The organism is Bizionia sp., assembly GCF_048259285.1.
GTDB lineage: Bacteria > Bacteroidota > Bacteroidia > Flavobacteriales > Flavobacteriaceae > Algorimicrobium > Algorimicrobium hallyeonense.
The window spans coordinates 24,067-46,228 of the sequence record NZ_JBLXHU010000023.1 but is presented as its reverse complement, the minus strand read 5'-3'; the positions used below and the strand labels follow the sequence as shown (position 1 = coordinate 46,228).

General features: G+C 35.2%; 18 protein-coding genes. 15 read left to right on the top strand and 3 right to left on the bottom strand.

Annotation, left to right across the window (positions count from 1 at the left end; all coding sequences use genetic code 11):
* Positions 1 to 366 precede the first annotated feature (366 nt).
* Positions 367 to 756, top strand: a complete 390-nt coding sequence (locus ACN0QX_RS11330) for a hypothetical protein (protein ID WP_417197085.1) — start codon at positions 367 to 369, stop codon at positions 754 to 756.
* A 63-nt stretch (positions 757 to 819) separates the two neighbouring features.
* On the opposite strand, the gene ACN0QX_RS11325 is transcribed toward ACN0QX_RS11330, so the two are convergent.
* On the bottom strand, positions 820 to 2,526 hold the full coding sequence (locus tag ACN0QX_RS11325; RefSeq protein ID WP_417197083.1) for a potassium channel family protein: 1,707 nt from the start codon (positions 2,524 to 2,526) through the stop codon (positions 820 to 822).
* A gap of 675 nt (positions 2,527 to 3,201) precedes the next feature.
* On the opposite strand from ACN0QX_RS11325, the gene ACN0QX_RS11320 reads away from it, so the two are divergent.
* Positions 3,202 to 3,951, top strand: coding sequence for a hypothetical protein (locus ACN0QX_RS11320; RefSeq protein WP_417197081.1), 750 nt, complete (start codon positions 3,202 to 3,204; stop codon positions 3,949 to 3,951).
* 327 nt (positions 3,952 to 4,278) lie between these two features.
* Here ACN0QX_RS11320 and ACN0QX_RS11315 read toward each other — a convergent pair whose 3' ends face one another.
* Positions 4,279 to 5,577 (bottom strand): BspA family leucine-rich repeat surface protein, encoded by a 1,299-nt coding sequence (locus ACN0QX_RS11315; RefSeq protein ID WP_417197079.1) that lies wholly within the window; start codon positions 5,575 to 5,577, stop codon positions 4,279 to 4,281.
* A gap of 625 nt (positions 5,578 to 6,202) precedes the next feature.
* On the opposite strand from ACN0QX_RS11315, the gene ACN0QX_RS11310 reads away from it, so the two are divergent.
* The 7 genes from ACN0QX_RS11310 to ACN0QX_RS11280 all read left to right on the top strand — a co-directional run bounded on the left by ACN0QX_RS11310 (position 6,203) and on the right by ACN0QX_RS11280 (position 13,494).
* On the top strand, positions 6,203 to 8,176 hold the full coding sequence (locus tag ACN0QX_RS11310; RefSeq protein ID WP_417197077.1) for a DEAD/DEAH box helicase family protein: 1,974 nt from the start codon (positions 6,203 to 6,205) through the stop codon (positions 8,174 to 8,176).
* The gene (locus ACN0QX_RS11305; RefSeq protein ID WP_417197076.1) at positions 8,064 to 9,017 is read left to right on the top strand and encodes a type I restriction-modification enzyme R subunit C-terminal domain-containing protein; all 954 of its coding nucleotides are present in this window, start codon (positions 8,064 to 8,066) and stop codon (positions 9,015 to 9,017) included. Before ACN0QX_RS11310 ends, ACN0QX_RS11305 begins: the two co-directional genes overlap by 113 nt.
* Before the next feature lie 50 nt (positions 9,018 to 9,067).
* Positions 9,068 to 9,301 carry a GxxExxY protein gene (locus tag ACN0QX_RS11300; RefSeq protein ID WP_417197074.1) on the top strand — a complete coding sequence of 78 codons (234 nt, stop codon included), beginning with the start codon at positions 9,068 to 9,070 and terminating at the stop codon, positions 9,299 to 9,301.
* Positions 9,288 to 9,446: a GxxExxY protein gene (locus tag ACN0QX_RS11295; protein ID WP_417197072.1), complete on the top strand. Its 159-nt coding sequence runs from the start codon at positions 9,288 to 9,290 to the stop codon at positions 9,444 to 9,446. The genes ACN0QX_RS11300 and ACN0QX_RS11295 overlap by 14 nt, the downstream gene beginning before the upstream one ends.
* Positions 9,447 to 9,502: 56 nt before the next feature.
* Positions 9,503 to 10,927 carry a restriction endonuclease subunit S gene (locus ACN0QX_RS11290; RefSeq protein ID WP_417197070.1) on the top strand — a complete coding sequence of 475 codons (1,425 nt, stop codon included), beginning with the start codon at positions 9,503 to 9,505 and terminating at the stop codon, positions 10,925 to 10,927.
* Between the two features lie 70 nt (positions 10,928 to 10,997).
* Positions 10,998 to 11,969 carry a RhuM family protein gene (rhuM, locus tag ACN0QX_RS11285; RefSeq protein ID WP_417197068.1) on the top strand — a complete coding sequence of 324 codons (972 nt, stop codon included), beginning with the start codon at positions 10,998 to 11,000 and terminating at the stop codon, positions 11,967 to 11,969.
* A 1-nt stretch (position 11,970) separates the two neighbouring features.
* Positions 11,971 to 13,494 (top strand): N-6 DNA methylase, encoded by a 1,524-nt coding sequence (locus ACN0QX_RS11280; RefSeq protein WP_417197066.1) that lies wholly within the window; start codon positions 11,971 to 11,973, stop codon positions 13,492 to 13,494.
* 209 nt (positions 13,495 to 13,703) lie between these two features.
* On the opposite strand, the gene ACN0QX_RS11275 is transcribed toward ACN0QX_RS11280, so the two are convergent.
* Positions 13,704 to 14,555, bottom strand: coding sequence for a hypothetical protein (locus tag ACN0QX_RS11275; RefSeq protein ID WP_417197064.1), 852 nt, complete (start codon positions 14,553 to 14,555; stop codon positions 13,704 to 13,706).
* 331 nt (positions 14,556 to 14,886) lie between these two features.
* Here ACN0QX_RS11275 and ACN0QX_RS11270 point away from each other — a divergent pair, with 331 nt between their 5' ends.
* The 6 genes from ACN0QX_RS11270 to ACN0QX_RS11245 all read left to right on the top strand — a co-directional run bounded on the left by ACN0QX_RS11270 (position 14,887) and on the right by ACN0QX_RS11245 (position 22,120).
* Positions 14,887 to 15,300, top strand: a complete 414-nt coding sequence (locus ACN0QX_RS11270; protein WP_417197063.1) for an HYC_CC_PP family protein — start codon at positions 14,887 to 14,889, stop codon at positions 15,298 to 15,300.
* Positions 15,301 to 15,407: 107 nt separating this feature from the next.
* On the top strand, positions 15,408 to 19,289 hold the full coding sequence (locus ACN0QX_RS11265) for an efflux RND transporter permease subunit (RefSeq protein WP_417197062.1): 3,882 nt from the start codon (positions 15,408 to 15,410) through the stop codon (positions 19,287 to 19,289).
* An 82-nt stretch (positions 19,290 to 19,371) separates the two neighbouring features.
* Positions 19,372 to 19,731, top strand: coding sequence for a four helix bundle protein (locus ACN0QX_RS11260; protein WP_417197060.1), 360 nt, complete (start codon positions 19,372 to 19,374; stop codon positions 19,729 to 19,731).
* On the top strand, positions 19,728 to 21,002 hold the full coding sequence (locus tag ACN0QX_RS11255) for a TolC family protein (RefSeq protein ID WP_417197058.1): 1,275 nt from the start codon (positions 19,728 to 19,730) through the stop codon (positions 21,000 to 21,002). Before ACN0QX_RS11260 ends, ACN0QX_RS11255 begins: the two co-directional genes overlap by 4 nt.
* Before the next feature lie 71 nt (positions 21,003 to 21,073).
* A complete protein-coding gene (locus tag ACN0QX_RS11250; protein ID WP_248398997.1) occupies positions 21,074 to 21,460 on the top strand; it encodes a DUF302 domain-containing protein in 387 nt (128 codons plus the stop codon).
* Between the two features lie 72 nt (positions 21,461 to 21,532).
* Entirely contained in the window at positions 21,533 to 22,120 is a 588-nt protein-coding gene (locus tag ACN0QX_RS11245) for a transposase (protein ID WP_417197055.1), read from the top strand.
* Positions 22,121 to 22,162: the final 42 nt, after the last annotated feature.

The following is a 22,162-nucleotide window of genomic DNA, read 5'->3' as shown; positions in this document are numbered from 1 at the left end:
TTTATTTAGGCTCTGGAACAGCTAATTAACGGTTGATGTTTTTATGTATGAAACCACTCTTTATGAGTGGTTTTTTTATGCTATATTCGTAATTGAATTTATTAATAATTACCCTCAATTTACCCTTTTTAGGTGTTTTTTGTATCCTATTTGTTGCCCAAATGTTCTAACCCCAATAAATACAAGGAAAATTACATATTGTATTGGGAAATAGCGTATTTAATTCCAAATTCCAAATGTCAGGTGATATTAGTTGCTTTAAAAGCATGAGCACTATTGGTTATTTCTTATTAAACGGATCATAAGGTTTTGGTTTATAAATGGTATTTTTGAATCCTAACAATTATTACCTAACAATTTTAGTTTATGGCGTATCAAGATGTGTTTATTCTTTTTTGGAATCAAGTAACCGAAAGTATTCAAGAAGAACGCTTTGCTAAATTAACCATGGCAAAAACCGTTGGTAAACCAAATTTGAAAAACATTTTTGTCAGACCCATTTACGCCAAGGATGACTTTAAGGTGTTGGTGAAATTGCGCTATGCTTCCAAAGAAACGGAAGATGTTGAAGAAACACATTCTATAGAAGAAGCGTTTGAGATTGTAAAACAGCGTCTAAAAGCGCCCTTTTTAACCGTGCTTTTGTTTACCACCACAAAAGATGTCACTTTTAAAATTAATAAGAAAGGTGCTGGCAGTATTACCGAAAACGCACCTACGTTTCGGGATATAACCCAAGCTAAAACGGATGCTTAAATAACATAATAATAGCTATATATTAATTGGTCTTTGAAATGGTAAAGGACTTTAAAAATCTTATTAAGCACGGTTAACATATATTTTATTGAATTTCTGTTTCATGTCTATATTACCAAGCATGACTATTTCCGCACCATGTGGCAGTATTGTTTTTGCAGATAATAAGGTTACCACTTCATCGTTTTCTTTTATGGCAATAACAGATAGTCCCGTTTTAGCGCCTATGCCGGATTCAGCAAGGGTTTTACCTTCTAATGACTTTGGAATGGCAATAATAAATAGGGTGAAACCTTCACCCAAAACGGTTAATTCTTGACCTTTAGAAATAGATAAAACCGCTTCTGATCCCAATGTTGAGTAACTTAATACAAAATCGGCGCCTGCCTTTTGCATAATATCAATATTCCGCGCTTCTGAGATACGGCTCACGATTCGGACGTCCATATTTAATTGACGACAATAGGAGGCTAAATAAATATTCATAGTATCGTCATGGGTGGTGAGTAAAACCGAAGGTGCTTTTAAAACGCCGGCTTTTTTTAATAGTTGATAATCTGCAGCATCACCAATAAATACCTCATTGCAAAATGGACTTACTTTTTTGCATATTTCTGGATCCTTATCAATTACATTTACTAAAACACCATTTTTATGTAATGATTGTGCGGCTGCCAACCCAACCTTGCCTGCTCCAATGAGTAGTACAGGATTGGGATTTACATTATAATCTAAAAACAGCTCGTCAATTTTATTAAGTTGTTCTTTGTTACCAATAATTACAAGAACGCTTTCGTGTGTTAATATTTCATCTCCTTTTATAGGTTGCAATCTCCCGCGTTCCCAAATACCTACAATGCTCACACCGAATTTTTGCCTTAAGCCTATCTCGCCAATAATTTTAGAAACTAAAGGTGTATTGTGGATGGGCAATTCAGCAATTAACAGATCCTCATATTGTCCGATGGCATGAGATTCCGCATGCTGGGTGTTAACCCTATTGGCTAATTGTTCGCCTAGCCATTTTTTTACGGGTAGTACATGGTCCGCGCCACTTAGTTGTTGTACATCCACAGAATCTATATCCGTGGCTATAGCCACAATAGGTATATTAGGCGCCAAGTCTCTAATAGTCAGTATTATTTTGGTGTTTAAAATATCATTTCTATTGACTAATATCATTTTCGCGTCCTTAATGTTGGCAGCCATAAAGGTTTTCTCGTCATCCAATGCTCCAAATAGCACGGCAACACGATCGTCATGATTTTTTATGGCTTTTTCTAGATTGCTTTCAATTACAAAATAAGGAATGGTATCCTGCTTAAGGCGCTCGATGAGGTCTCTAGCAATAATGTCATAAGAACATATTAAGATATGATCCTTTGTTCCAGTAGGTACTTGACGCAAAACTTTATTATTCTTTTTGGACTCTAACAGCGGAATATAGAAATGTCTAATAAATGCGAATGGTAACACAATCATTAACATGAAAATACCAGAAAGCAAAACAACAATACTAAAAAGACGACCAAGGTCGGAGGCAAAGGTAATGTCTCCAAATCCAAGCGTGCTCATAACCGTAAGTGTCCAATAAAAACCGGTTATCCAGGAATGATCTTGGCCTTCAAAAGCCATGATAAAATGGAAGAGGAGTGAATAAACTATAATGACAATTGCTAAAAGCACTAGATATTTAAGAAGAACCTTGGAGTTATTTTTAAAATCCCTGTCGTTCATATAAAAGGCTAACTGACTGCCGATAAATTTCATATTCTCTATGTTTAAAATAAGTTTGCTTTAAATCCTTAAACCCCATCGTTTATGGAATGGTTTATTACATCTTGAAGCGTATTTCAAAGATAGCATTCTAATTATGCAAAGTTGCGTCTTTTCCGTAAAAAAGGGCGAGCAATTGCTATGCTTTCAAACACGTTTGATGTTCAATTTATAACTGTAAATGAGAGAATAGAACAAGGGTTCGTGGTAATTTGCTTGTATGGTGCTGGGTAGTTTGGGGTTCAAGTTTCAAGGTTTAGGGTTTGGAGTTCAAGGTTTATGGTTCACGGTTGTGAGTTGAAGTGCTACGACGCTACATTTTTTCTTATACGTGTTTAGGTTGCTATAAGCTTGTTTTAATCATTATTTAAGCATATTATAACCACGCTATAACCTTTATTTTTAATTTGTTATCTTTATTGGAGTGAAAAGTGAAGAGTGAAAAGTGAAAAGTGAAGAGTGAAAAGTGAAAAGTGAAGAGTGAAAAGTGAAAAGTGATAGGTGAAGAGTGAAGAGTGAAGAGTGAAGAGTGAAGAGTGAAAAGTGAAAAGTGAAGAGTGAAGAGTGAAGAGTGAAAAGTGAAGAGTGAAAGGTGAAAAGTGAAAAGTGAAAAGGTGATTGCTGATTAGAAAGGTTATTCTGTTGTAATTCATTTAAAATTGACATATTATGGCAAAGCAAAAAGGTATTATTCCATTGGTTGGGACGATTGGTGGAATTAATTTTTATTATTTGAATGGGAAACCTGTGGCGCGTGTTGCAGGTGGCGGGTTTAATGGCACGGCTATAAAAACCAAAGCTAGTATGCGGCGGGTACGTGAAAATGGAAGCGAGTTTGGACATTGTTCACGCGTAAATAAAGCCTATCGTATGGCGTTACGGCCGTTTTATACCCAGCATAAGTTTACGTTTTTTCATAGCCGGTTGATGACCATGTTTACCCAGTTGAAAACTTTGGACACTATTCATGCGCGTGGTGAACGCCGCGTTGCAAACGGTTTAACGACGGATTTGGGCAAGCAATTGCTTCAAGATTTTAACTATACACCTGATTGTGTGGTGCAACAGGTATTGCCTTTTGCGTCTTCTATGGATTGGGCTACTCATACATTAGTATTTCCTAAGTTTAATATGACGCAGGTGTCATTTATTCCGGGTGCTACCCATATTGCCTTGCAGTTTGGTATTTTGGATTTTAATTTTGAAACGTTAGATTCTGCCTTACACTTGGCAACACCTTTGGTTTTGGCTAAAGATTTTACTGGCACTTCTTTAAGTTTGACACCTAACAGCGTGCCGAGTGGTTTGGGTTTGCAGTTGGCTGTACTTGGTGTACGGTATTACCAAGAGGTTGATGGACTGATGTATTTGTTACATGCGGCTAATGGCGTTGGGATTGGTGTTTTGGGGATTGATTAGAGAAAAGTTAAAAGTTAAAAGTGAAAAATGGAAAGTGAAAAGTGGTTTATGCTGTTGTTTGCTGTTTGCTTTTTGTTGTGGTGTTTGTCTTGGTGATGAGGTCTAAAAGTTGGGAGTTATAAAGATTTTGGAATTGTTTGTTACGGTATTTTTTTTAAATAAAAAAAGTCCTACCGAAGCAGGACTGAATATTTTGTTAATGTATTAAAATCAAGTAGGGTTTTAGTTTTTGTTCAGCTAGTACACATTATTCATATTTATTATTTATTGAGAATGTTACATTTCTTGGCGTTGGCATCACTTGTTGCCTTAGGACGTTTGTTTATGTTATAAACAGAATCCCCAGTTTGGTTTATTACTGTTGGTTAATGCACTGTAGGTGGCAAATCCAATAGGTTCTGACGGAATGTTTATAACACACCAAGTCGTTAGATTTTGGTTAAAATTGGTTGCACGGGAAAACATATAATCCATAGTTGTGACACGGCTTACATCCCAGTTGCTAATATTAGCGTTAAAAACGCTAGCACCACTAAACATGTTATTCATTTTTGTTACTAGACCAACATTCCATGCATTTAGATTCTGATTAAAGGACGAGGCATCCGTAAACATACCTGACATATCTGTTACTTGACTTACATTCCAGTTGCTAATGTCGCTATTAAAGTTTTCGGAACCGCGAAACATATAATACATATTCGTTACATTGCCCACATTCCAATTGCTTATACTTCCTTGAAACGCGTCAGCTTCCCAAAACATATAACTCATATCTGTTACGTTACTCACATCCCAGCTGTTTAAATCTCCATTGAAATTGACGCTACTATAAAACATTTGATTCATAGCGGTTACACTGCTCACATCCCAAGCGCTTAAATTACCGTTAAAGACATTGGTGTCCCGAAACATTTCATTCATGGTCGTTACACTGCTTACATCCCAGTTGCTAATGTTTCCATTAAAAACACTAGCTTTTAAAAACATGTAATTCATATCCGTTACATGGCTCACATCCCAATTGTTTAAGTCTTGGTTAAAGCTGGAAGCCGTGTAAAACATAGAGCTCATATTGGTTACAGAGCTTACATCCCAATGGCTAATATCTCCGTTAAAGGCCGTTTCATTCCTAAATAAGTTAGACATATCCGTAATACCAGTGGTACAGGTGGTTTCGGCATTTTCAGGTGTAATTTGGTCTGCCGTACGTTTGGTATAGGTAACGCCATTTACAACACCTGAATCTCCCACGGCAGCGTCTGGAGCTAGTATTGTTACGCCGTTTTCTGCGAGGTAGAATAGGTTTCTTTCAAAGACTGCCGTTAGGTTTTTTGTATCATTTACAGTAAGCTGGATAGGGTTCGCAGTTCCCGTTGCATCGCCTTGCCATTCTTTAAATTCCCAACCGGCAGCGGGTGTAGCTGTTATATCAATTTGTTTGTCTTTTTCAAATTCTCCGCTTTGGGGGGAGACGGTTCCACCATCACTTGGGGACGCATTTATAGATACTTGATATTTTATTTTTGCAACGGCAACGTCGTCGTCACTACTGCAACTGCTAAAGGTAGCACTTATTACTAATAAGATTATTAATGCTTTGCAATGTAATTGTAAGGCTTTCATGGGTGTTTGTTTATGGGTTCGTACTCAATGAGGTGATAAAGATTGTGGGTTGTGGCAAGCAAAATCCCGACCGTGTTTAAGTTTCTGTATTGTTTAAAAATGGTACTTTACTTGATTTATGATATTGGAAGAGAAAGGTTAACAAAAACTATAGCTATAATTTTTAACCTCTTTTTTTTGGAGCACTTTTTAGGTGGTATTGGGTTTTGTTTTTTTCTCGCGAAGGCTGGGAGGTGTTGAGTTGCTGGGGTTCCGATTTTTAGATTTTTATATTTTTAGCGTTGCGGCGTTTGATGTTTTGGGGTTTTAAAAGTGGCCATTATAAGGATTTTAAAGATGGCTAGTTGTGGTGGTTTAAGGTTTTTGGTTTATGGGGTTTTGGTGTTTTATTTTAAATATTTAGTTATTATTCCGGTATTCCGTAAGGCTATTGTTTATAAATGTTAGATTTTAGGAGTTTTTAGGCGTGATGTACTTCTGTTTTTACTGGAGATTTTCAGAGTAGGAAGGTTAAAGTGTATTGTATTTACAATGTTTTATTTTAAATATTTAGTTATTATTCTGCTACGCCATTAAATGAAAAAGATGTATTTTGTAAACTTATTTCATATTCTAATTATTATAAATGTCTGTAAAGGTCAACCAAAACCCAGAACAAATTGCAAGGGATAAAATCGACGCCATGTTGCGAGAAGCTGGATGGGTTGTTCAATCTAAAAACAAAGTTGACTTATCAGCCAATCGCGGCATTGCCATTCGCGAATACCAAACAGATGTTGGTCCTGCGGATTATGTATTATTTGTTGACCGAAAACCTGTTGGTATCATTGAAGCCAAACGTGAAGATGAAGGGCATAGACTTACCGTGGTTGAGGACCAGTCCATGAATTATGCCAATGCTAAATTAAAATATTTAGATAACGATCCCTTGCCATTTGTTTATGAAAGCACTGGAACGCTAACACGATTTACAGATTATAGAGACCCCAAACCAAGAGGTCGGCTTGTATTTTGGTTTCATAAACCAGAAACCATTGCAGAATGGCTAAAAAAAGGGCAACCTCTTCGAGAGAGATTGTTATCAATTCCTGCTTTAGACGAAACAGGATTGCGTCCTGCTCAAATTGTAGCTATTAACAATCTGGAGCACTCTTTCAAAAAGAACAGACCAAAAGCCTTAATTCAAATGGCTACTGGAGCTGGAAAAACATTTACAGCAGCAACATTTGTTTATCGTTTGCTAAAACACGCAGATGCAAAACGTGTTTTGTTTTTGGTGGACACCAAAAACCTTGGCGAACAAGCCGAACAGGAATTTATGACTTTTCAGCCAAATGATGATAATCGAAAATTTACAGAATTGTACAATGTTCAGCGTTTATCTTCAAGTTATATAGCTTCGGATAGTCAAGTGTGTATTTCAACCATACAACGTCTCTATTCTATTCTAAAAGGAGAAGAACTAGACGAAAGTGCTGAATTAGAAAATCCAAACGAAAATTCTTGGTTACAAAACAAAATGTCTAAAAACAAAGCGGTTCCTGTTGAGTACACACCAAAAGTACCCATTGAACAATTTGATTTTATAGTCATTGATGAAGCTCATCGTTCCATTTATAATTTATGGAAACAAGTACTAGATTATTTTGATGCTTTTCTTATTGGTTTAACGGCAACACCTGATAAAAGAACCTTCGGTTTTTTTAATGAAAACGTAGTGAGCCAATATACGTATGAAGAATCCGTAACAGATGGCGTCAATGTACCTTATGATGTGTACACGATTGAAACGGAAATTTCTCAAAATGGAGAAATCATAAAAGCAGGATGGTTTGTAGACAGACGAGATAAGCTAACACGTAAAAAACGTTGGCAACAAGAAGATGAAGACACAGATTATAAACGCAACGATTTAGATAAAAAAGTTGTTAATCCCAGTCAAATTAGAAACATTATTCGTGAATATAAAAAGGCGTTAAAAACCACTATTTTCCCAAACCGTATTGACGAAAACGGAGATTACGAAGTGCCAAAAACATTAGTCTTTGCAAAAACAGACAGTCACGCAGACGATATTATAAAAATAATTCGTGAAGAATTTGACGAAGGAAACGATTTTTGCAAAAAAGTAACCTATAAAATTGAGGAAGACCCAAAATCGATATTGAACCGTTTTAGAAATTCCTATTATCCTCGGATTGCAGTTACAGTTGATATGATTGCAACAGGAACAGACGTAAAACCTTTGGAAGTTTTATTGTTTATGCGAGATGTAAAAAGCATCAACTATTTTGAACAAATGAAAGGTCGTGGAACACGAACGATTAATAGCGATTCTTTACAACTCGTAACAAAAACAGCCAAAACCAAAACACATTTTGTTATTGTAGATGCTGTTGGCGCCACAAAATCTAAAAAAAACGGACAGCAGACCTTTAGAACGCAAACCTTCTGTGCCAATGAAAGATTTATTGGGAGCAATAACCATGGGAGTTGCAGACGAAGATTTGTTTTTGTCTTTAGCCAACCGATTAATCCGTTTAGAAAAACAAATTACAGACAAGGAAAAAGACAAATTATTGGAGTTTTCTGGTGGTAAAAACTTAAAACAAATTACCAAAGAATTAATTACAGCTTTCGACCAAGACGACATTGAAACCAAAGCACAAATTGAGATTGACAAAGTTCCTGTTCAAGACCAAACACCGGCTTTAATAAAAGAGGCTAAAAAGAAAGCCCAAGAACAATTGATTTTAGAAGCAAGTAAAACGTTTAACGGAGCGTTAAATGGTTATTTGGATAATGTTCGTAAACAACACGAACAAATTATTGATAGTGTAAATATAGATACGGTTACAAAAAGCGAATGGCAAACCACTTCTGTAGAAAAAGCAACAGAAATTGTAAACCATTTTACCGAATATTTAGAAGCCAATAAAGACGAAATTAAAGCCTTGAGCATCTTTTACAATCAACCATATAACCGTAGAGACATCACCTTTAAAATGATAAAAGATGTAATGGAAAAACTGCAACTTGAAAAGCCATTATTAGCACCAGATTATGTTTGGGATGCTTATGCAACTTTAGAAGACGTAAAAAGCAAACAACCCAAAGACGAATTAACTGCGTTGGTCTCTTTAATTAGACGAGTTTGTGGCATAGACAGCGAATTGAAAGCCTACGACAGCACCATTGAAGCTAATTTTAATAAATGGATTTTTAAACAGCATACAGGACAACATAACCGCTTTTCGCAAGAGCAATTAGACTGGTTACGAATGATAAAAGACCACGTTGTGAGTAGTTACCATATAGAAATAGACGATTTAGATTACACACCTTTTGATGCCAAAGGCGGAAAAGGTAAAATGTACCAATTATTTGGTAAGGAAATGAACACGATTATTGAGGAATTGAATGAAGTGTTGGCAGCGTAAATGTCTGAACCTTGATTTTTAGGATTATTAGATTACTTGATTTTTGATGAATGGAACATAAAGAATTGACACATACAATTATTGGAGCTGCAATGGAAGTGCACAAAACTTTGGGCAATGGTTTTCAGGAAGTCATCTACCAGCGAGCTTTGGCTATTGAGTTAAGTGATAGAAATATTAATTTTAGTCGAGAGCATAATATGTCTATACAGTACAAGGGTCACGATATTGGTACTAGAAGAGTTGATTTTTTTTGTAGAAGACATCATTATGGTAGAAATTAAAGCAATTATCAACCTCGAAGATGTACATTTGGCTCAAGCGATGAATTATGTAGAAGCTTATAATTTAGAAATAGGGCTTTTGATAAATTTTGGTGCAAAATCGCTTCAATTTAAAAGAGTACACAATAACAATAAAAAGTCTTAAACCTTGAATTTTTTAGGAGTAGAAGATTACCTGATTAAAAAAAAATACCAGCAATAGTGAAAACCACACCGAACATAAAAAATCAAGAAATCAAGAAAATCGAGCCAAATCAAGGTTCAGACAATTTGAGACAAGATTGGGTTGAATGTACTTTAGGAGAAGTGTTTGATTTTATTGGAGGAGGCACACCTAGCAAGAGTAATCCTGATTATTGGAATGGTAATATTCCTTGGGCATCAATAAAAGACCTAAAAGGCGATAACTTAATTAGTACACAAGACTTTATTACTGAAGAAGGTTTAAAAAACAGTTCGGCAAATATTGCAAATAAAAATGAAATAATTCTCGCAACAAGAATAAGCCCAGGTACACCAATTTTATCGAAAATTAAAACAGCTATAAATCAAGATTTAAAAGTTGCTAAACCAAAAATTGAATCTGAAATAGAATATTTCTTCTGGTTATTTAATACACTAAAACCTGAAATACTAAAACTTTCAAGTGGCACAACGGTATTAGGTATCAATCTTCCAAATCTCAAATCTGTTGAGTTTTTATTGCCACCTATTCATATCCAAAAAGCCATTGTCAAAAAAATAGAAGAATTATTTAGCAGTTTAGATAGTGGCATTGCAGACCTTAAAAAAGCACAAGACCAATTGGTTGTTTATAGGCAAGCGGTTTTAAAAAAGGCTTTTGAGGGTGGTTATACTCAACCAAATACAGAAAAAAAAGATATCCTTATAAACGGATTAAAGTCATCAATACCAAAAAATTGGAAAGTTTGTAAAATTGGTAGTATTGCAAAACTTCAAGGAGGTTTTGCTTTCAAAAGTGCAGAATTTACTGATTCGGGAATACCAATAGTAAAAATAAAAAATGTTCATTATCAAAATATCGATTGGAGTGATAAAACATTTGTATCCAGTTCTAGAATGGAAGAGTTTAATTCTTATTCACTAAACAAAGGAGATGTTTTAATTGCTATGACACGTCCAGTAATAAAATCACTTAATAATATAAAAACAGTTGTTGTTAAAGAATCAGATTTACCAGCTTTATTAAATCAACGTGTTGGTAGGTTTGTAATTAATGGTGAACTAAATAAGAATTTTTTGAAGTATTTTATATTCACAGACTTTTTTAAAAGGCGTGTTTTAAAAGAATCTTCGTCTTCACAGCAACCAAACATAAGCTCTACTAAAATTGAAAAATTTGATTTTATTCTACCTGAAACAATCCACGAACAAGAAAATATTGTCCGCGAAGTAGAAAGTAGATTATCTGTTTGTGATAAGCTAGAGGAAAATATTGCTACAAGTTTAGAAAAAGCACGAGCCTTACGCCAAAGTATTCTTAAAAAAGCATTTGAAGGTAAACTGTTAAGTGCAGCAGAAATTAAAGAATGTAAATCAGATAAGGAGTATGAGCCTGCTAGTGTGTTGTTGGAGAGGATTAGAGAGGAAAAGAAGAAAAAATAGCAACTGTCGCAAAATAGGCGATAGTTCAAAAAACTATAACTTGTGCAACTATGGCACAAGCTCAATATAGATGAAGGAACAAAACCAAATAGAAATTTATCAAGCCAAAGATGGAACTACTCAAATTGAAGTAAAATTTGAGCAGGAAACGGTTTGGCTTACACAAGACCAAATGGCATCTTTGTTTGGTAAAGGGAGAAGTACAATTACTGAACATATTTTAAATGTTTTTTCGGAAAAGGAATTAGAACAAGAAGCAACTAGTCGGAAATACCGACAAGTTCGAAAAGAAGGTAATAGAACTGTAGAAAGAGAGATTGAACATTATAACCTTGATGTAATAATATCTGTAGGTTATCGTGTAAAATCTAAACAAGGAACTCAATTTAGAATTTGGGCAACTCAAACCTTAAAAGACCATTTGGTAAAAGGTTATACTATTAATGAAAAACGTTTAGCCCAAAAAGAACAAGAAGTAAAACTATTAAAAGATGGTATTCACATTTTAAGTAGAGTTATTGAAGAAAAAACAGTAGATAATGAATGGCTAACTGTTTTTGCAAAAGGTTTAAGCTTGTTAGATGATTACGACCATGAACAATTAGATGCTGAAGGTTTAACTAAAAGAGAAGCAGATTACCCAAGTTTAGCCGATTATCAAAAGCTCATCAATCAAATGTTAGCCGAGTTTGATAGTGCTGTATTTGGCAAAGAAAAAGATAAGAGCTTTGAAAGTTCGGTAGCCCAAATTGCAAAAGGCTTTGGGTCAGCTGATTTTTATCCAACACTAGAGGAGAAAGCTACAATGCTTTTATATTTAGTTGTAAAAAACCACTCATTTGTAGATGGTAATAAACGTATAGCAGCAGCTTGTTTTCTTAAGTTTTTACAACAAAATAATATGCTATTTAATAGCCAACAGCAACCGATAATTAGTAATGATACGCTAGCGAGTTTAACCCTTTTTATTGCTTCTAGCAAACCAGAAGAAATGGAAACAGTAAAACGATTAGTGATTAGCGTATTAAATAGAAATAAATAAAATGACTGACAGCTCAATAATATCAAAAATATGGAACCTTGCCAACGTACTTCGTGATGATGGCGTAGGTTATGGCGATTATTTAGAACAAATTACCTATTTGCTATTCTTAAAAATGGCAGATGAACTCAATAAACCGCCTTACAATAAAGGATTAGTTTTTCCGAAACTAAAAGATGTGGAAGGCAACGAGGTTGCAGATGCCGAAATTGCCAATTGGGAAACTTTATCTAGCAAACGTGGTGCAGAATTAGAGTCGTTTTACAGTCAATTATTGCGTACACTTTCTACCGAAAAAGGAACACTTGGTCAAATTTTTACCAAAAGTCAGAATAAAATACAAGACCCGGCCAAATTGCTTAAAGTCATCAACCTGATTGATAAAGAAGATTGGTCCATGATGGGCGCAGATATAAAAGGTAAAATTTACGAAGGTCTTTTAGAGAAAAACGCAGAAGACACCAAAAGTGGCGCTGGACAATACTTTACACCAAGAGCATTGATAAAAACAATGGTAGCCTGTGTGCAACCAAAACCAATGAAAACCATTGTTGACCCAGCCTGTGGAACTGGTGGTTTCTTTTTAGCTGCTTACGATTGGATTGTAGATAACAACAAATTAGACCGAGAAGAAAAAGAGTTTTTAAAGAACAAAACCTTTTACGGAAACGAAATTGTTGCCAATACACGTAGAATGTGCTTAATGAATATGTATTTGCACAACATTGGAGAAATAGATGGAGAATCGTTTATCAATCCAAATGATGCCTTAATTGCAGATGATGGCGAACGCTACGATTACGTTTTGGCAAATCCACCTTTTGGTAAGAAAAGTAGTATGACTTTTACCAACGAACAAGGCGAAATTGTAAAAGAAGATTTAAGTTATAATCGTCAAGATTTTTGGGAAACGACTTCCAACAAGCAATTAAATTTTTTACAGCATATAAAAACACAATTAAAAATAACAGGAGAAGCAGCAGTTGTACTTCCTGACAATATTTTGTTTGAAGGTGGAGCTGGCGAAGAAGTGCGTAAGCAATTAATGCAAACCACAGAATTGCATACTATTTTAAGATTGCCAACAGGAATATTTTATGCGCAAGGTGTAAAAGCAAATGTGTTGTTTTTTAACAACAAACCTGCAAGTAAAGACCCTTGGACAAAAGACATTTGGTTTTATGATTACAGAACAAACGTACATCATACACCAAAGAAAAGCCCGATGCGACAAGAGCATTTAAAAGAGTTTATTGAGTTGTATAAGGGCAAGAACATTAACAAACGAAAAGAAACTTGGAGCGAAGAAAACGAGGAAGGAAGATGGAGAAAATATACCTATGATGAGGTCATAGCAAGAGACAAAACGAGTTTAGATATTTTTTGGTTAAAAGACAAAAGCTTAACCGATTTAGACAATTTACCAGACCCAGACATTTTAGCGAATGAAATCATTGAAAATATAGAATCTGGACTGAATAGTTTTAGAGAAATAATGGAAACGATAAATGGTGAGTCAGATTAGTGCAGACCAAACAATAATAAAAAAAGCTTTTTGTTTTAATAACACCAAAATCGGTGACTTATTATACCTTATTTGTTAACTGATGTATTGAGAAGTAGGGTTTCAAATCCGAGTCCAAAGAAAATCGCTTTAAACCCAAACTTAAACGTTTGATATTAAAGCGATTTAAATTAAAATGTAAATACAACCAACGAACCTAATTTAGTGGTTTAGTTTTTCTCGAATGTTAAGTAATCGGTTCCGCCACCTCCGCCACTTACATCTATTAACTCAATTCTGGTTGCTGATTGTGATACAAAGTCCCAATCGTCATTTAAATCTTGAAAGTTATTGGTAAGATTGAAATTGATATTGAAGTCTAAATCATCCAGATGGTCATCATTACTATTGCTATCTGTTATACTCCATGTACCATTGTATTCCGTTGTGCCATTGTTGGCATTTAAGACACCTGAACTATTGAAGGTGAAATTATAGCCTGAAAAATTGGTGGTTTCATCGGTTCCGGAATCTACAAAATTAGTAATTCGCCAGGTTCCTGTTGCCACATTATCTTGTATGGTGGTTTGGGTTTCTGATGAACAATTGCTGTTTGGCGCGCCGACTGTAAAGGTTAAATAATCGGTTCCGCCATTGCCACCACTAACATCTATAAGTGCAATGGAATTAGAGCTATAACTAATAATGTCCCAATCATCATTTAAATCTTCAAATTCATTGGTGAGGTTGAAGTTGATGTTAAAATCTAGGTCGTCTTGGCTGTCATCATTACTGTTACTATCTGTAATGCTCCAGGTTCCTGTGTAAGTATTATTACTACTAGTTGCTGTTAGTGTGCCGTTAGCACCAAATTGAAAGGCATAGCAGGAAAAATGACCAGTTTCATCATTTCCAGAATCTACAAAGCGTGTAATGATCCAGGTATTGGCTGTTACACTGGCTTGAATTTGTGCTTGGGTGTTTTGATTGTTATTGCTGTCATCATCTGATGAACAAGACCATGCCATGATGCTCAATCCGAAAAGGAGCAGTAGTTGGTGCTTAAATTTGATTGGTTTCATGTTAATTGCTGTTTTATATGTTATTGTAAAATAACGAAATAGTACCGATTTCATTGCATGTGGTTGTGTTTTTTTTAAAATCATTCAGTTGATTGTTAATTATTTAGGATGTGTAATCTTGTCATATTTAAAGCGTCCTGAACTTTTTATCGCATGCTCCAGTGGTGATATTTGGTATTTGTTTTATTGTTTTTTCTTATGTAAGCTTTTATTAATTTTAACCTATAGGTATATAAAAGTGCTTATAAATCCAGTTGTTTCTTTTTTAAATAGGTAAACTTCTGTTAAAGAAAATAGTGAGTTATAAATTTTTTGTAACTTCGTAATTCGTATGAAAAAAATATTCCATAATATACTATCTATTGCTATGGCATTTGTCGTGTTATTTTCGACGTTGTCATTCACAGTTGATATGCATTATTGTGGTGGTACTTTGGTAGAAACCGCTATCTTTAATAAAGCCAAAGGCTGCGGTATGGATATGAATAAACCATCTACGGAAGGCTGTACGATTACCAAAAAAGATTGTTGTAAAAACGAACAAACTCTAGTTGATGGTCAAGATGAACTCCAATTACATGTTGACAAAATTTCTTTTGAGCAACAGGTATTTATTGCGTCATTTGTACAGACATACCTAAACCTTTTTGAAGATCTTGACACCCAAGCTTCTTCTTATACAACATACGAACCTCCACTCGTTATCAGGCAAATCTTCAAGCTTGACGAGACTTATTTAATTTGATTTTTAAACAATAAACCCTGTTATCCAGTGATTCATTTCATTAGGATGACTTCTTGCGTTCGATGTTTTTCTAACATCAATGTCTAACTGTTTAATAATCAATACTCATGCTGAATAAAAGCATCAAATTTTTAATAGAAAATAAACTCGTAGCTGTTCTGTTACTCGTCCTTTTTGTAGGTTGGGGAACTGTGAATGCCCCTTTTAATTGGGATACTGGGTTTTTACCGAGTAATCCCGTGGCAGTAGATGCTATTCCAGATATTGGAGAAAATCAACAAATAGTATTTACCAAATGGGAAGGTCGATCACCCCAAGATATTGAAGACCAAATTACCTATCCTTTAACGACGTCTTTATTGGGAATTTCAGGTGTAAAAACCATCAGAAGTTCATCTATGTTTGGTTTTTCAAGTATCTATATCATTTTTGAAGAAGATGTAGAATTCTATTGGAGCCGAAGCAGAATATTAGAAAAGCTAAACTCTTTACCAAGCGGATTATTACCCGAAGATGTTAATCCTGCTTTAGGACCAGATGCCACAGGTTTAGGACAAATTTTTTGGTACACATTAGAAGGTCGTGATAAAAACGGAAACGTTACTGGTGGTTGGGATTTACACGAATTGCGAAGCATTCAAGATTACTACGTAAAATATGCCTTATCATCGGCAAGTGGCGTATCTGAAGTAGCTTCTATTGGTGGTTATGTTCAGGAATATCAAGTAGATGTGAATCCAGAACTTATGCGTCAATACAATGTGGGGTTAGACCAAGTTGTAAAAGCCGTTAAGGAAAGCAACAAAGACATTGGTGCGCAAACACTAGAAATCAATCAAGCCGAATATTTAGTGCGTGGTTTGGGTTACGTAAAATCTATTGCAGACATAGAAAATGCTGTTGTGACTTCTGAAGATTTTACATCCCTAAAAATTAAAGACATTGGTAAGGTATCATTAGGGCCTGCAGCACGACGCGGCATATTAGATAAGGAAGGTGCAGAGGTTGTTGGAGGCGTTGTTGTGGCACGTTATGGTGCAAATCCGATGGAAGTTATCAACAACGTCAAAGAAAAAATCAACGAATTGAGTTCTGGTTTGCCATCCAAAGTTTTAGCAGATGGTAGTACATCCCAACTGACTATTGTGCCATTTTACGATAGGAGTGAACTGATTCAAGAAACTTTAGGCACACTAAACGAAGCCCTAACATTAGAGATTTTAATTACCATTTTGGTTATTATCATTATGGTATTTAACCTTCGCGCTTCTATTTTAATTTCTGGCTTATTACCAGTTGCGGTTTTAATGGTATTTATCGCCATGAAACTCTTCAATGTCGATGCCAATATTGTGGCACTTTCTGGTATTGCCATTGCTATTGGAACCATGGTGGATGTTGGTGTCATACTTTCAGAAAACATCATCAGGCATTTGGAAGTTGAACGTGAAAAGCGAACAGTTAAAAGTGAAAAGTTAAAAATTAAAAATGATTATAGCGACGCAGATTCTGAAGATGAGATTCTTCACGCTGTTCAGAATGACAAACGTTCAATAAACCAAATCGTTTACAACGCCACAGCGGAAGTTTCTGGTGCCATTGTAACCGCAGTAATGACAACCATTATTAGTTTTATTCCTGTGTTTACTATGATTGGAGCCGAAGGCAAACTATTCAGACCATTAGCCTTTACAAAAACCTTTGCATTAACCGCTTCCCTTATTGTGGCTTTATTTATAATTCCACCTTTTGCAGCCTATTTATTCCGAAGAAAAAGCATCAAAACGCGTTTTAGTTACCTTATAAATGCAGCTTTAATAATAGCAGGAATAATGGGTCTTATTTATGGTTATTGGTTAGGAATCATTTTGATAGGTTTTGGAATTTCAGGTCTATTAAAACTTCAAAATATTATTGATGCAAAGCGCGCAAATATTATTAATATAATCATTTCTGCAGCTGCTATCGTATTCCTTTTAGCTGAATATTGGAGACCATTAGGAGTCGATAAAAGCATCTTTTGGAATCTCATTTTTGTAAGTGTCATTTGTTTTGGATTGTTGGGTGGTTTTATGTTATTCCGAAGTTATTACACGCGTATTTTAAGATGGTGTTTAGATAATAAACTATTGTTTCTATCTGTTCCAACGGCGATTGTAATTGCCGGTTTTTTCATCATGAAAAACACAGGAAAAGAATTTATGCCATCATTAAACGAAGGTTCTTTCTTGTTGATGCCAACCTCAATGCCACACTCTGGAGTTGAAGAAAACAAACGGGTGTTGCAGCAATTGGATATGGCCGTTGCCAGCATTCCAGAAATTGAAACCGTTGTTGGTAAAGCAGGTAGAACCGAATCGGCTTTAGATCCGGCACCTTTATCGATGTACGAAAACATGATTCAGTATAAACCGGAATATATGCTGAATGATGATGGTGAGCGTCAGCGTTATAAAGTGAATGAGGATGGTTTGTTTGAATTGACCGATGGACGATTGGCGTACGATGGAAGTGAAAGATTCAAGGAGACGTCAGGTCGAGTGTCACGAGGCACGAGTGATGTATCGAGACCCAATACTTCTCGATACAATTCTGATAAAAAATCAGAATCACTCGAAGTTACCACTAGCGTTAAACAATCTCAACTAATAGAAGACAACGATGGTGAATTCTACCGAAACTGGCGACCAGAAATTACATCACCTGATGATATTTGGAATGAAATTGTACGAGTCACCAAATTACCAGGTGTAACGTCAGCACCAAAACTACAACCTATTGAAACCCGATTGGTCATGCTTCAAACAGGCATGCGAGCACCCATGGGAATCAAGGTAAAAGGACAAGACTTAAAACAAATTGAAGCGTTTGGCGTGCAATTAGAAACGATATTAAAAGAAGCTGAAGGTGTTAAAAAAGAAGCGGTTTTTGCCGACCGTATTGTTGGGAAACCGTATTTGCTAATTGATATTGATAGAGAAAAAATAGCCCGTTATGGTATTTCTATTCAAGATGTGCAAGACGTAATACAAGTCGCAGTTGGTGGCATGGTACTAACCCAAACCGTTGAAGGCAGAGAACGTTATGGTGTTCGTGTGCGTTATCCAAGAGAATTGCGCGGGAATCCGTCTGATTTAGAACAAATTTATATTCCTGTTTCAACAGGTAGTCCTATTCCTTTAAGTGAATTGGCAAGCATTCGTTATGAACAAGGTCCACAAGTGATTAAAAGTGAGGACACCTTTTTAGTCGGTTATGTATTATTTGACAAGCAAGCTGGTTTTGCAGAAGTAAGTGTTGTTGAAAACGCACAAGCTTTAATACAAAGTAAAATAGCTTCTGGTGAATTGATTGTACCTAAAGGGATTAATTACCAATTCACAGGAACCTATGAGAATCAGTTGCGAGCCGAAAAAACCTTATCGGTTGTTGTGCCTTTAGCTTTAGCAATTATCTTTTTGATTCTGTACTTCCAATTCCGTTCTGTATCCACGTCTTTAATGGTGTTTACCGGAATTGCGGTTGCCTTCGCAGGTGGATTCATCATGATTTGGTTGTATGGACAAGATTGGTTTTTAAACTTCAATGTCGCTGGAGAAAATATGCGCGACTTGTTTCAGATGCATCCAATTAATTTAAGTGTGGCCGTTTGGGTTGGGTTTATTGCGCTCTTCGGAATTGCAACTGATGATGGTGTGGTTATGGCGACTTATTTAACGCAAACATTTGATAGAAATACGCCAGAAAATAGAAAAGAAATTAGAGCATCCATTGTGGAAGCCGGCGAAAAACGCATCAGACCCTGTTTAATGACTACAGCAACCACCATTTTAGCATTATTACCCATTTTAACATCTACAGGACGCGGAAGTGACATCATGATTCCGATGGCTATCCCAAGTTTTGGAGGCATGTTAATTGCACTAATCACCTTATTTGTGGTTCCCGTATTGTATAGCTGGAGGGCGGAGTTGAAAGTGAAAAACTAAAAGTGAAGAGTGAGAAGTGAAAAATTAAAAGTGAAGAGTGAAAAGTGAAAAGTGATAAGTGAAAAACTAAAAGTTTAAAGTTATGAGTAAAAGCATTTTAAAAGATAAAAGTTATGCCTTTGCAGTTCTGGTAGTAAAGTTGTCCCAATTATTGGTAAATGAGCGAACAGAATATGTTTTAAGCAATCAGTTTTTGAGAAGTGGAACTGCAATTGGCGCATTAATTCGTGAAGCGGAATTTGCTCAAAGCAAGGCCGATTTTGTACATAAAATGAGTATTTCACTGAAAGAAGCTAATGAAACATTGTATTGGTTGGATTTTTTGAAAGATACTGGTTATATACATGAAGACGCACATCAATTACATGTTGGTTTTAATAAAGAATTAGTTGCCATGTTAGTAAGTTCTATTAAAACCACTAAATCAAACATTCAAAAATGAAACAGTTTATAAACATATTACGAATACGAGTTTTTAGTTTTCCGCAAGTCACCTGTCCTTTGCGAATTGTTTTGATTTGTAGTTTTTCACTTTTCACTTTTCACTCTTTGAGTGCTCAAGATTTAAACACCCTCATAAACGAAGCTCTAGAGAACAATCCCGAAATTCAAAAGGTTGATTTTCAATATCAAATTGCTTCCGAAAAAGTAAACGAAGTCAACAGTTTGCCAAACACCGAATTTAATTTGGGCGTTATGGCTTTGAAACCTGAAATGGAAATGCCTATGGAAAACTTTAGGGTATCCGTTATGCAAATGCTGCCTTGGTTTGGTACTATAACTGCACGAGAAAATTATGCGACTTCTATGGCTGATGCGCAATATATAGACATCACCATAGTCAAACGGAAATTAGCGGTGTCTGTGTCGCAATTCTATTATCAACTGTATGAAATAAGCGCCAAACAAGATGTTCTTGATGACACTATTAGCTTATTGAAAACCTATGAGCAATTGGCATTGACTTCGGTAGAAGTCGGCAAAGCATCAGCCGTAGATGTCTTACGTTTACAGATTAGACAAAACGAATTACAACAAGAGAAAGAGGTGTTAAATCAACAATATATAGGTATTCAAGCTGCTCTGAATAGTTTACTAAATCGGGACTACGATGTTAAGGTGTCTGTGGTTTCAACCATGAAAATTCCGGAAAGCGACAATTTCTTTAGCTATGATAGTTTATCTATAAACCCAGAATTACTCAAGTATGATAAGTTGTATCAATCTGTGGAACAGTCCGAATTACTAAACCAAAAAGAACGTGGACCCATGATAGGTTTTGGTGTGGAATATATTAATCAAGAAAATAGCCCCATGATTACCAGTTCCTATAAAGATATGGTAATGCCCATGCTGACGGTTTCCATACCTATTTTCAATAAAAAATACAGCTCACAAAGCAAGCAAAATGAATTACGGAAACAGGAAATACAATCTCAAAAGGCGGAACGCTTAAATATACTGAAAGCGGAACTGTCGAAAGCCATTTCGCAGCGTAATCAGTCACGAATTAAATTCGATACGCAGGATAAAAATCTAAAACAAGCCAAAGATGCTGAAAGGATTTTAGTGAAAAGCTATGAAACAGGAACCATTGATTTTAATGATGTTTTGGATATTCAGGAATTACAATTAAAATTTCAGATGAATCAAATAGAGTCCATAAAAACTTATTACGTTCAAACGATACTTATAAATTATTTAACGAGTTAATTTTTCGTATTTTAAGATTGAACAGACCTGTTAGTTCTAAACTATATTATTAACATTAAAAACAGCACATTATGACGTATTATTTTAACAAAACAGTAAAAGGAAATTTTAACGACGCTATAGAAAACGTAACAGAAGCACTCAAAACGGAAGGCTTTGGCGTTTTAACGGAAATTGATATTAAAGCAACGCTTAAAAAGAAACTGGATGTCAATTTTAACGACTACAAAATTTTGGGAGCATGTCATCCAACGTATGCGCATAAAGCACTATTGGCAGAAAATAAGATTGGCACCATGTTACCTTGTAATGTTATTGTACAGAGGTTGGAATCTGGCGATATTGAAGTTTCCGCCGTAAATCCTATGGCTAGCATGCAAGCTGTAGAAAATGATGATTTAAAGGGGATTGCCGAAGAAATAACCAATAAATTGAAATCGGTTATTGATACGCTTTAATTAATAAACCAGACCTAAAAGACCTAACAGGTTTTTGAAACCTGTTAGGTCTAAATAATAACACAAATAAAAATGAAACATCAACCTTTTGAAGCAGAACATTTTTTCCATCTATACAATAGAGGGAATAATGATGAAAACATTTTTTTAGAACAAGAAAACTACAGCTATTTCTTGGTTTTAATGAAGAAGTATTTGCTTTCTGTAGCGGATGTTTACAGCTATTGCTTACTACCAAATCATTTTCATATTATTATAAAATTCAAAGAGGAATCGCAACAAGAAGTTGGTAAAAATAATAGTAAAATCAGTTTGCACCAACCTATTTCAAACATGATGAACGCTTATACTAAAGCCATTAACAAAAGGTATAATAGAAGAGGAAGCTTGTTTCAAGAACATTTAAAGCGAATAAAAATTACAGAAGAGAATTACTTGAGAAACCTTATTATATATGTAAATACAAATTCTACCCATCATCAAATAGAAGATTATAGAACATATAAACATTCATCTTATGATGCCTTGATAAGCGATCAAGAAACGTCTATAAAAAGAGATGAGGTAATAGAGCTATTTAGTGATGTGAATAATTTTAAGCATGTATTAAGTTCCAAAAAGTTGAATATTGAGACGTTGCAGGAATTAATTTTAGAATAAAAAAATAAACCAGACCAGACCTAATAGGTTTCAAAAACCTGT

Coding starts and splice junctions, on each gene's coding strand:
- ACN0QX_RS11330 (WP_417197085.1), top strand. CDS start 367: ATGGCGTATCAAGATGTGTTTATTCTTTTTTGGAATCAAGTAACCGAA.
- ACN0QX_RS11325 (WP_417197083.1), bottom strand. CDS start 2,526: ATGAAATTTATCGGCAGTCAGTTAGCCTTTTATATGAACGACAGGGAT.
- ACN0QX_RS11320 (WP_417197081.1), top strand. CDS start 3,202: ATGGCAAAGCAAAAAGGTATTATTCCATTGGTTGGGACGATTGGTGGA.
- ACN0QX_RS11315 (WP_417197079.1), bottom strand. CDS start 5,577: ATGAAAGCCTTACAATTACATTGCAAAGCATTAATAATCTTATTAGTA.
- ACN0QX_RS11310 (WP_417197077.1), top strand. CDS start 6,203: ATGTCTGTAAAGGTCAACCAAAACCCAGAACAAATTGCAAGGGATAAA.
- ACN0QX_RS11305 (WP_417197076.1), top strand. CDS start 8,064: ATGGGAGTTGCAGACGAAGATTTGTTTTTGTCTTTAGCCAACCGATTA.
- ACN0QX_RS11300 (WP_417197074.1), top strand. CDS start 9,068: ATGGAACATAAAGAATTGACACATACAATTATTGGAGCTGCAATGGAA.
- ACN0QX_RS11295 (WP_417197072.1), top strand. CDS start 9,288: ATGGTAGAAATTAAAGCAATTATCAACCTCGAAGATGTACATTTGGCT.
- rhuM (WP_417197068.1), top strand. CDS start 10,998: ATGAAGGAACAAAACCAAATAGAAATTTATCAAGCCAAAGATGGAACT.
- ACN0QX_RS11280 (WP_417197066.1), top strand. CDS start 11,971: ATGACTGACAGCTCAATAATATCAAAAATATGGAACCTTGCCAACGTA.
- ACN0QX_RS11275 (WP_417197064.1), bottom strand. CDS start 14,555: ATGAAACCAATCAAATTTAAGCACCAACTACTGCTCCTTTTCGGATTG.
- ACN0QX_RS11270 (WP_417197063.1), top strand. CDS start 14,887: ATGAAAAAAATATTCCATAATATACTATCTATTGCTATGGCATTTGTC.
- ACN0QX_RS11265 (WP_417197062.1), top strand. CDS start 15,408: ATGCTGAATAAAAGCATCAAATTTTTAATAGAAAATAAACTCGTAGCT.
- ACN0QX_RS11260 (WP_417197060.1), top strand. CDS start 19,372: ATGAGTAAAAGCATTTTAAAAGATAAAAGTTATGCCTTTGCAGTTCTG.
- ACN0QX_RS11255 (WP_417197058.1), top strand. CDS start 19,728: ATGAAACAGTTTATAAACATATTACGAATACGAGTTTTTAGTTTTCCG.
- ACN0QX_RS11250 (WP_248398997.1), top strand. CDS start 21,074: ATGACGTATTATTTTAACAAAACAGTAAAAGGAAATTTTAACGACGCT.
- ACN0QX_RS11245 (WP_417197055.1), top strand. CDS start 21,533: ATGAAACATCAACCTTTTGAAGCAGAACATTTTTTCCATCTATACAAT.